Genomic DNA, 8128 nt, shown 5'->3' on the forward strand with positions numbered 1-8128 from the left:
GGTGAAGGTGAGTTATACGATCATTCAAAATGGTGAGACGATAGCTCAGAAAGAAGAACTCATCTCTATGAGTGTACCTCTTGAAGATGGATTTGGTGGAGCTTGTTGTTCGTAGGTTTTAGAGCTCGTCGACTTTATCGATGAGCTTTACTATGCGTTGGGCTTTGATCTTCTTGCCTTTTACTTTAGCTACAGGCTGTTTTTTACACAGCTTACACATACTGATACATGACTTTATGGTGATGGTATCATCAGGAAAAGCTTTTGCGAGTTTTTTCTGAAGCTTATTTACTTTCGAGAATTTTTTACATATTTGTATCTTCATATTCTACTATAGCATATTTTTTCTACTTCAGATACTTTTTACTGTTAGGGGAGTATGATAATTATTAGACATATAAAGAAAGGTAAATGATGAATCCTGTAGAACAAGATATTTTAAGAAGAAAAGATGAGATCCTCTCCGAAGTAAATGGGATCTTTAAAGTCAATATGAAGATCACGGATTGGGATGTGCCTGAAGCAGACGATACATTGGCTGCTAAAATAATCCTGGATATTATGCAAGAGGCTGTTGATGGGCTAAAAGTAAGATTTGAAGAGGGTGAGTTTAAAAATTATTAGTTCAAAAAAGTTACTCTGCTGCGAAAAGCAGAGTATATGTTAGAGTAGGCCAAGTTCAGCAAGTAGCGCTTTGATCGTAGGTGAAAGGTCGCTCAACTCTTTTAGGAAAGTACCTGAAGCCATATCTTCTCTATACCACTCTTCGATACGTTTCATGGAGTCACTTTTTTCCTCTTCTGTGAGTGTATTTGATTTATCAATAGTGTCTTTTATTTTCTCTAAGTGTTTTAGGTTGGTGTTGCTCATTTGTTATCCTTTTTAGAAATGTATATCTTCATTATAGAATGATAATACTTTCAAACATATGTTAGGCGACATTTATGATGTAATACACTTTTCGCTATAATTCCACAAAATCTCCCCATATATGGATATACAAATGATACAACTTACAAACCTCTCTAAAAGCTTTGGGGGACAAACCCTTTTTAAAGATGTCAACCTCAAGCTTTCACCTGGACAAAAAATTGGACTTGTCGGACGTAATGGATCTGGTAAATCTACGCTTTTTAAGATCATTCTTGGTGAAGAGAGTTATGATTCTGGAGATGTGAGCATCCCTAAAAACTATATGATAGGTACGTTGAGACAACACCTTATATTTACTGAGAAAACAGTACGTGAGGAGTGCGCTTTGGTTCTGCCTGAAGATGAGCAGTGGAACTTCTATAAGATAGAAAAACTTCTTTTTGGGCTTGGTTTTTCAGAAGAAGATCTGGATAAAGATCCTATGAGCTTTTCTGGTGGGTACCAGATACGTATCAACCTTGTGAAACTTTTGGCAACAGAGCCAAATATGTTGTTACTGGATGAACCTACCAATTACCTTGATATTATCTCTTTACGATGGTTAAAAGGGTTCATTAAAGAGTTTGAGGGTGAAGTGATACTCATAACCCACGACCGTGACTTTATGGACTCTGTGACAACGCACACTATGGGTGTACAGCGTAAAGGACTTCGCTTGGTTCAGGGTGACAGTCACAAGTACTATTCAACGCTCGAAATGGAAGATGAAACCTATGAAAAGACGAAGGCAAATCAAGATAAAAAGCGTAAAGATCTTGAAGAATTTGTAGCACGTAATAAAGCTAGAGCATCTACGGCTGCACTCGCGCAATCCAAGCAAAAAGAACTTGACAAAATGGATGAGATGGAAGACTTACAAAATGATGCGACTTTGTCATTTAATTTCAGATATAAAGAGACACCTGCAAAAGTTATTTTTCGTGCGGAAGATTTGGGTTTTGGGTATAACCCTGAAGAGCCACTTTTTCAAGGCATTACTTTTGCAATGGAGAAGGGTAAACGTTTGGCTATCATCGGTAAAAATGGTAAGGGTAAGTCAACACTACTGAATTACATTGCAGGAGAGCTGCCACTTCAACAGGGAAAACTTGACTTTCATCCTTCTACCTCGTTTGCACACTTTGGACAAACAAACATCGAAAGACTGAATGTAAAGTCAACTATTATTGATGAGATCGCTTCAGTGAGTAAAGATATGGGTATCCCTGAGTCACGCAGTATAGCAGGACGTATGATGTTTTCCGGTGATCTTGCAGATAAAAAGATAGAGGTACTTTCAGGGGGAGAGCGCAGCCGTGTGATGTTAGGAAAGATCATTGGAACACCGGCAAACCTTCTGTTCCTTGATGAACCTACCAACCACCTTGATATGCAGTCCATCGATGCACTTGCAGATGCTATAGATGACTTTCAAGGTTCACTTATTATGGTTACACACTCAGAAATGCTTTTACGAAGATTGGCTGATGCACTTATCATCTTCCACAAGGGTGGAGCAGAGTATTTTGACGGTACCTATGATGAATTCCTGGAAAAGATCGGCTGGGAAGAGGAAGAGGGGGCTGCACCTAAAAAGAAAAAGCCTAAGATTAATCATAAAGAACGTAAAAAACTGCGAAAGGCTGTCACACAAGAGCGTAATGAAGTACGTAAACCTTATACTAAAGAGATCAAGTTCTGTGAAGAGCAACTTGAAATAGCAGAAACACAACTTGCAGCAAAAAATGAAGAGCTTGAAAAAGCATCAAGTTCTGGTGACAACTCTGCTATTATGGAACTTTCACGTGAAGTAGGGCTTGTGCAGCAAGAAGTGGATGCACTCTTTGAACGTTTAGAGATCGCTACGGAAAAAGATGATGAGATCGTGGCGGAGTATGAACTTAAACTTGAAGAAATTGACGCATAATTTCTGGGTTCATTTGATTTTTTAGATTGCCTTAGTAGTTGAACTGTGACTTTGTTTCTCTCCTTACTTTTTTAGAAAAGTAACAAAAAGCGTCATGGCTCTCGAATCGCTCCGCTTACGAGGGCGTTCGCCATGACATGAATTTAATATATTGAGATGAGAAAATTTTTACAAACTTTTGTGTGCATCTTCGTGGGTATGATCCCATAAAAGTTTAGCTCCACCTAACATGTGGAAATGTAAGTGTGCTACCTCTTGTCCTCCATCTTCACCGTTATTTGTGACAAGTCTGTAACCTGATTTATCTACACCCACTTTTGCTGCTACTTCCTGTGCAAAAATAGTCAGTCCTGCCATGGTTTCCGGTGTAACATCCTGAAAACAATCTACATGTGTTTTAGGGATAATGAGAATGTGTATTGGTGCTTTAGGGTAGAGGTCATGAAATGCTAAAAAATGTTCACTCTCATGAACAGTATTATTTGGGATCTCTTTGTTTACAATTTTGCAAAATATGCACATTTAATGGTCCTTTAATGGGTTAGTTTATTTAATAATTTTGCTTATCATATCAACTTGTATATGCCTATGTCAAGTATTCGTATAAAGTAGTGATACTAAGCCTTATATATGCAAAGTATAACACAGAAAATCCGCAATAAATCCCATTATTAGTAACTTTTGGATAAAATCACGACAATACATAGAAGTCATATAGAGGTTAAATGGAAAATTTAGAAGAGAAAATTGTTCATGCTGATTCGCTTGAAACATTAGAAAAAGTGCGTGTTGAGCTTTTTGGAAAGAAGGGTGTTTTAGCAGCTGAATTTGCTAAGATGAAAGATGTTCCTGGTCCAGAAAAAAAAGCATTTGCAGAGGGTTTAAATAAAAATAAAGCAGCTTTGCAAGCAAGTTTTGATGCGCGTTACGAAGTACTTAAGTCAGAAGAGATAGAAAAAGTACTTAAAAGTGAAGCAATCGATGTGTCACTCTATGGCACATTGGCGCAAAAAGGTGCTTTGCACCCAGTCATGGAGACAATGGACAAGATCATTGACTATTTTGTTGCATTGAACTTTGCTGTTGAGAGTGGTCCAATGGTTGAAGATGATTTCCATAACTTTGAAGCCTTGAATCTTCCTAAATACCACCCTGCACGTGATATGCAAGATACGTTCTACTTTAAAGATGGTGGACTTTTACGTACACATACATCACCGGTACAGATACGTACGATGATGGAAACAAAGCCTCCTATAAGAATGATCGCACCGGGTACCGTGTTTAGACGTGATTATGACTTGACACATACACCGATGTTTCACCAGGTAGAAGGTTTAGTTGTAGATGATAAAGGTAAAGTGAGCTTTGCTAACTTAAAATCAATATTGATAGACTTTTTACACTATATGTTTGGTGACGTTGAAGTAAGATTCAGACCAAGTTTCTTCCCGTTTACCGAGCCTTCTGCTGAAGTAGATATCTCTTGTATATTTTGTGAAGGTGAAGGATGTAGGGTCTGTTCTCATACAGGTTGGTTAGAAGTACTTGGGTGTGGAATCGTTGACCCGAATGTCTTTAAGGCAGTGGGATATGAAGATGTAAGTGGTTATGCTTTTGGATTGGGTGTAGAGCGTTTTGCAATGCTGATGCACAAAATACCTGATCTAAGATCTTTGTTTGAAGGTGATATTCGTTTGTTGGAGCAGTTTAGATGATAGTAACAAGAAGTTGGTTAAATGAATTTATAGACCTAAGTAAGGTCTCTAATGAGAAGCTCTATGAAACGTTTAACTCCATTGGACTGGAAGTTGACAGTCTAACACAAATAGATATAGCAGAGAAAGTTGTTGTAGGAAAGATCATCTCTTGCGCAAAACACCCTGATGCTGATAAGTTGAATGTATGTCAGATAGATGTTGGAAGCGGAACAAGACAGATAGTTTGCGGTGCAGCAAATGTTGTGGATGCAGAGTATGTGGCAGTGGCAACTATTGGTGCAGTACTTCCTGGTGATTTTGAGATCAAACATGCGAAACTTCGTGGTGTTGAGAGTGAAGGGATGGTCTGTGCCTCTTCTGAGCTTGGATTGCCAGATATGGGTAAAGGGATCATGATACTTGACGAAAGTATCGGTGAACTTGAAGTAGGTAGAGAGATTGGTTCCTATGAGAAAATAGCAGATACGATCATCGAGCTTGAACTTACTGCAAATAGAGGTGATTGTCTGAGTATCTACGGGGTAGCAAGAGACTTAAGTGCAGCACTTGAGATTGAAATAAGACCTTTTGAGTATAAGCAAGAAGACAAGATCAAGCTTGGTATAGCAAGAGAAGCAGAGCTTCGCCATTCAGGTGAGATGGATACTGATCTACAGTATAAACTAGCTACGATAGAGGGCATCTCTAACAGTTTCCTTATACAGTTACGTTTAGCTATGGTAAATGTAGAAACGGAAGGAAAACTTACAAGTATATTAGCGTATGCCACACATACAACAGGTGTTATATTACGTGCATATGATAGTAAAGTCTTCCGTAATGCTGAAAATAAAATATCAGTATATCCAGCAGCAAAATCTAAAGGTATTATAGAAATCATAGGCAATGAGAAAGTACTTTCTGTTGTGGGTGTAAATCAACAAGAAAAAGCTATAGCAGGCGACGAAACAAAAGAGCTTTTGATAGAAGCCAGTTATATTAATCCAGATACATTAGTTGAAGCAGTTTCTTCCACCTCTTTAAAAACGGATGACCTTTACTATAAGACATCTAGGGGCTCTAATCCAGAGCTTTATTTTGGTCTCTCTTTCTTTGCTTATCTGATGGAGAATCAAGCTGATATTTCTTGTTATGAAGGTTCTCTAAATGTGAATGTTGAAAGAGAACATGAAACTGTTATCGTAGATGCAAAAGAGATTGCATCTATCATAGGTATGGATGTTGAAATAGGCAAGATCGTAACGATACTTCAGAAACTTGGATTTGAAATAAATACTATGGGGCATGAAGTGATCGCTGCCGTGGTTCCACTCTTTAGGCACGATATTAAACATATCCAGGACATTGCTGAAGAGATAGTACGTATCATAGGGATCAATAATATAGAAGCTAAACCTTTTGTCTTTTCGGAAAAGCCGCGTCTTAATGATACAACGGCAAGATATCAGGCTAAAAAAGAGTTCAAGAACCGTGCAGTGGGTGTATCTTTTTATGAGAATGTATCTTATGTCTTTTCTGAAAGAGCACTTCTGGAGAAATACGGTTTTTCTACGGTAGAGGAAACACTTGAACTGGCTAATCCAATTGCTGAAGAACTCAATACGCTTAGATCCACAATCATGGTTAATTTATTGAATGCTGTAAAACGTAATGTGAGTTATAGTAAAAAATCTATCCCTCTTTTTGAGATGGGTGCAATATTTGGAACAAAAAGAGAACAAAGTGAAGTGATCTCTTTTATCTTTTCTGGACAGGTTGAAGGTGAAAATGTAAGAAATGCTGGTAAACCAAAGATGATAGATTTCGCCTCTTTTACCCAAAAAGTAGGTGCTGTTATCGGTGCTTTTGAACTGGTGCCTTGTACGTATAACAATGGTCTTATCCACCCATATCAGTCTGCAAATATCATTGTAGATGGGAAAGTATGTGGATTCTTATCAAAACTTCATCCAACAGTACAGGAGAGTTTTGGTATTCCTGAGACATTCATCGCAGAACTTGATTTTGATGCCTTGTTACCTAAGCATATCAATGCAACGCCAATTTCTAAGTTCCAAGGTGTCTACAAAGATCTTTCTGTAGTGATAGATAAGTCTTTAAATTACTATGAAGTAGCCAAAGTACTTAATGCACTGGAACTTCCAATGCTTAAAGATGCATATCCTGTAGATATCTATGTAGATGAAAAGTTAGGTGATAAAAAAAGTCTTACGGTACGTTTCTTTATACAATCTATGGAAAAAACACTCGAAGATGGTGACATAGAAGCTGTTATGGGTCAGGTTATGACCTCACTTAAGACAGAATGTAAAGCTGAATTGAGATAGAGATGAAAATACAATTAGCATCTAATTATGGATTCTGTTTTGGTGTAAAGAGGGCTATTGAAATAGCTGAAGAACACAGAGGATCTGTCACTTATGGTCCATTAATTCATAACAAAGATGAAATCAATAGACTTAAAGTAGGATTCAATATTGGTCTTGCTGAGCGTATAGAAGATATAGAGACTGATGATGCTGTGGTGATCCGTACACATGGTATCCCTAAAGATGAATTGGCTGTATTAAAAAGCCAAGACCATAACGTGATAGATGCGACTTGTCCTTATGTAACAACCCCACAAAATATTGTACAAAAGATGAGTACAGAGGGCTATAGTATCGTGATCTTTGGAGATCATGATCATCCTGAGATCAAAGGTGTTGTGAGTTATGCAGAAGATCCTGATGATGCATTTATCGTACTTGAGCCTGAAGAGTTGGAAGTACTTCCTTTGAAAGGAAAAGTTGCAGTTGTTTCACAAACAACGAAAAAACCTGAAGATTTTGCCAAAATAGTCACTGCATTGATGGCAACACGTAAAGAGGTTAGGGTGTTTAACACCATATGTAACGCAACGTTTGAAAATCAGGATGCTGCGTCGGAACTGGCTAAAGAGGCAGATGTCATGATCGTCATCGGAGGGAAACACTCTTCTAATACCAAGCAACTACACAGTATATGTGAACGTGATTGTAAAGACAGCTATCTCATTGAGAATGAGAAAGAACTTGAAGCTGATTGGTTTGAGGGGAAAGAACTTTGTGGTATTTCTGCAGGAGCTTCTACTCCTGACTGGATCGTACAAAATGTGATCAATAAGATTCAAGAAATGAAGAAAGTTGATGAGGTTATATGAATACATTAACACTTAAACCCATCGCTAAAATAGATGGAGAGATCAATCTTCCGGGGTCTAAAAGTCTTTCAAACAGGGCTTTACTGTTAGCAGCATTGGCTGAAGGAACTACGAAGATCACTAATCTTTTAGAGAGTGATGATACTAGACATATGCTCAATGCACTTAAACAGCTTGGCATTAATTATACTCTCTCTGAAGATAAAACAGAATGCACTATCACGGGTAATGCAGGAGCGATACATAGTGTGGATCTACAAGAACTTTTTTTAGGTAATGCAGGTACTGCTATGCGACCACTTTGTGCTGCCTTATGTTTGGGTACGGGTTCTTATTTCCTTACGGGTGAACCTAGAATGAAAGAGCGGCCCATAGGGCATTTGGTAG

General features: G+C 38.0%; 8 protein-coding genes and 1 pseudogene. 6 read left to right on the forward strand and 3 right to left on the reverse strand.

Features of this window, described 5'->3' with window-relative positions; genetic code table 11:
- Window positions 1–118 precede the first annotated feature (118 nt).
- The gene (locus tag WBM70_RS05760) at window positions 119–325 is read right to left on the reverse strand and encodes a DUF1450 domain-containing protein (protein WP_424557558.1); all 207 of its coding nucleotides are present in this window, start codon (window positions 323–325) and stop codon (window positions 119–121) included.
- 89 nt (window positions 326–414) lie between these two features.
- Here WBM70_RS05760 and WBM70_RS05765 point away from each other — a divergent pair, with 89 nt between their 5' ends.
- Window positions 415–624 (forward strand): hypothetical protein, encoded by a 210-nt coding sequence (locus tag WBM70_RS05765; protein WP_424557559.1) that lies wholly within the window; start codon window positions 415–417, stop codon window positions 622–624.
- 39 nt (window positions 625–663) lie between these two features.
- On the opposite strand, the gene WBM70_RS05770 is transcribed toward WBM70_RS05765, so the two are convergent.
- Entirely contained in the window at window positions 664–870 is a 207-nt protein-coding gene (locus WBM70_RS05770; RefSeq protein WP_424557560.1) for a hypothetical protein, read from the reverse strand.
- 133 nt (window positions 871–1003) lie between these two features.
- Between WBM70_RS05770 and WBM70_RS05775 the strand changes: the two genes are divergently transcribed.
- The gene (locus tag WBM70_RS05775) at window positions 1004–2839 is read left to right on the forward strand and encodes an ABC-F family ATP-binding cassette domain-containing protein (protein WP_424557561.1); all 1836 of its coding nucleotides are present in this window, start codon (window positions 1004–1006) and stop codon (window positions 2837–2839) included.
- A gap of 168 nt (window positions 2840–3007) precedes the next feature.
- Here the strand turns inward: WBM70_RS05775 and WBM70_RS05780 are convergent, their stop codons facing one another.
- Entirely contained in the window at window positions 3008–3361 is a 354-nt protein-coding gene (locus WBM70_RS05780; protein ID WP_424557562.1) for a histidine triad nucleotide-binding protein, read from the reverse strand.
- Between the two features lie 203 nt (window positions 3362–3564).
- Here WBM70_RS05780 and pheS point away from each other — a divergent pair, with 203 nt between their 5' ends.
- The 4 genes and pseudogenes from pheS to WBM70_RS05800 form a co-directional block, all read left to right on the forward strand.
- Window positions 3565–4557, forward strand: a complete 993-nt coding sequence (gene pheS, locus WBM70_RS05785; protein ID WP_424557563.1) for a phenylalanine--tRNA ligase subunit alpha — start codon at window positions 3565–3567, stop codon at window positions 4555–4557.
- Window positions 4554–6887, forward strand: coding sequence for a phenylalanine--tRNA ligase subunit beta (gene pheT / locus WBM70_RS05790; RefSeq protein WP_424557564.1), 2334 nt, complete (start codon window positions 4554–4556; stop codon window positions 6885–6887). The genes pheS and pheT overlap by 4 nt, the downstream gene beginning before the upstream one ends.
- A gap of 2 nt (window positions 6888–6889) precedes the next feature.
- Window positions 6890–7741, forward strand: a complete 852-nt coding sequence (locus WBM70_RS05795; RefSeq protein WP_424557565.1) for a 4-hydroxy-3-methylbut-2-enyl diphosphate reductase — start codon at window positions 6890–6892, stop codon at window positions 7739–7741.
- Window positions 7738–8128, forward strand: a pseudogene (locus tag WBM70_RS05800) (3-phosphoshikimate 1-carboxyvinyltransferase); the annotation flags it as partial. The gene WBM70_RS05795 and the pseudogene WBM70_RS05800, both read left to right, overlap by 4 nt.

Origin of the sequence: Sulfurovum sp. (assembly GCF_049668085.1) — a bacterium.
Lineage (GTDB): Bacteria > Campylobacterota > Campylobacteria > Campylobacterales > Sulfurovaceae > Sulfurovum.